We start from the raw sequence: 1033 nt of genomic DNA, 5'->3' as shown, positions 1-1033 counted from the left end.
GTTCTATAACGGGGTTATACCTTTTATTTTCTCAACATATTTAAATATTTTATACCATCGTACATATCACGAAAATCAATGATCTTCTTCCGATCAGGAAATAGAATCACCATCGGCTGCCGCGTATCTCCGCGGCCAGCGACGGCCCATTGAGTCCAATCGTCGGTGATCTTATAGCTGCCGGATCGGATCCAAACGGTATCCTTGCCGGCTTTCGATCGGGCGTGAGACTCATTCCAATGCAGATGCCCCAGCGCGATCACGTCACCGAATGTCTCGTCGAAGAGACGTCGTTGTGAGTTCGTGGTATTCAGCGCACTGGTCCCGACATAATTGTGCCTGACGATAATCTTGTACACTTGGCTGCCAAGCCGAAGATTGACCTCGCCACCGTACCAGAGATAGGGCGACTCAATCCTCCGGGCGATATATTTGACGAAGTCCTCGCCCGTCTCTTTATAGGACCAGTTGTCATGATTGCCTTTCAGCACGACGAGATTCGACTCTCCGAGATACTTCTCGAAGAGATACTGAATCATCTCTTTCTGCTTGTCCGGGTTGGTTATTTGCTCGTACTGCCCACCTTTATGGCTGGATGAAATATAGTTGTCCGCATAGTCGCCCATGGCGATATTAAAAAGCCCATCCGTCTGCTGGATGGTCTGAAAGTCTTTCAGCATTTGTTCATGATCGGTGTACAGCCCGCCAACATGCCAGTCACCAGTGAATACAATGCCGATTGGCCGAGAATCGTCAATGTCGATCGTCACCGACGTCTGACGATCGTCAAACTGCTGAAGCTCTTTCTGCGATCTGATCAAATGCTGGATATACGCTTCGATATTGTCCTCGGTATTCTTCCGATCGACATAGCCAATGTTTTTCTTTCTATTCCGCTTCAAATGGTTCCGGACCGCTTCAGACGTGAATTCAAGCCCAAAACGGTTCGTCAGCATGTTGGCGTATTGTTGGTATGTATGTTCCGGATATTGCTTCATGAGAACGTGAAGATATTCGTTTTCTTCAGCGGTCC

Annotated in this window: 1 protein-coding gene; it reads right to left on the bottom strand. The window is 48.0% G+C overall.

Translation table 11 applies throughout. From position 1 onward, the window contains the following. Positions 1–23: 23 nt before the first annotated feature. Positions 24–1033: metallophosphoesterase (locus tag CCB157_RS16875; protein ID WP_077616944.1), on the bottom strand; the 1010-nt coding region annotated here is incomplete at its 5' end.

The organism is Caenibacillus caldisaponilyticus, from assembly GCF_002003465.1.
GTDB classification, from domain to species: domain Bacteria; phylum Bacillota; class Bacilli; order Bacillales; family Sporolactobacillaceae; genus Caenibacillus; species Caenibacillus caldisaponilyticus.
The sequence above is the reverse complement of the archived record's forward strand: the minus strand, read 5'-3'. Positions and strand labels throughout refer to the sequence as shown.